At 75.7% G+C, this 1,048-nt stretch carries 1 protein-coding gene; it reads right to left on the bottom strand.

Features of this window, described 5'->3' with window-relative positions; translation table 11 throughout:
• Nucleotides 1–2: 2 nt before the first annotated feature.
• Complete coding sequence (locus tag AB0K09_RS33745) at nt 3–647, bottom strand: hypothetical protein (protein ID WP_366069194.1); 645 nt, start codon at nt 645–647, stop codon at nt 3–5.
• Nucleotides 648–1,048 lie beyond the last annotated feature (401 nt).

Here is a 1,048-nt window from a genome sequence, read left to right as displayed (position 1 = left end):
CATCACACGCCCTCCTTCCTGATACCGGTCCTTGCCGTCGTCCTCGCCGGGCGCGGTCCGTCGCGCCGGGCGTGCCGCTGGGGAGGCCGGTCCTCGGGACGGGCCGTGACGAGGTCCTCGAAGAGGCCGCGGGCGCGGACGAGCGCCTCGCGCAGTTCCTCGGTGGGTGCCTGTCCCGCGCGGGCCCGGGCCGCGGCGAGGTGGATCTCGCGCAGGCCGTGCACGGTGTGCGGGTGGTGCACGGAGAGGGATTCGACGAGGTCGTCCCAGGAGTCGGCCGGGAAGCCGCGTTGGCGGGCGAGCTCGCCGAGCAGCCGGTCCGCGTCGGCCACGGCCCCGGTGGGTTCGTCGACGAACCGCTCCTGGATGCCCGCCCAGCGGACGGCGTACTGTTCGCGGACCCCGGCCGGCAGGGGCAGGGTCCGTACGTCCTTGTGGCGTCGCAGCCGTTCGCCGAGGTCCTTCTCGGCAGCACGCATGTCGCCGTCGTGCCGGGCCACCGCGGCCTCGTACTCGGGGCCGAAGCGCCGCCGCAGTCCGCGACCGCCGGTCGCCGCGCGGCGCCGCAGGGCCGGGACGGCCAGGGCGACGGCGGCGACGACGGCAGCGGCGACGACGAGGACGATGATGAGGGCGCCGGTCGTCATGGTTCGGTCGCCTTCCGCCAGTGCCCCCGCCTTCGGGGGGCGGTACTGAAGCGGCTAGCCCGAGGGCCGGGACTCAAACCGGGCCCTGGCCGGCGGATGGCCGCGAACGTGCCGGTCGTGACGATCGCCGCGCCGGCGTGTCGCCGGCGCGGTGTTCAAACCCGGCCGCCACGCCGGCCGCCAGGCGTCAGGGCTGCCGAACTCAGCCGGGCCTGTCACGACGAAACACGACCGGTCGCGGCACTCGTACCTGCCGCCGGACCCTCGCCCCGGGGGCTCATCGCCGTCGCGGCGGAGTGTTCTTCCCCCGCCGCGGGAACGGGCGACCACGGTGTACGGGCCCTGTCGACGGATAGCCGGGCGGGCGCGTCGGTCGCGGCACTCGTACATGCCGCCGAACC

This window comes from Streptomyces sp. NPDC049577 (assembly GCF_040675635.1).
Lineage (GTDB): Bacteria > Actinomycetota > Actinomycetes > Streptomycetales > Streptomycetaceae > Streptomyces.
The sequence above is the reverse complement of the archived record's forward strand: the minus strand, read 5'-3'. Positions and strand labels throughout refer to the sequence as shown.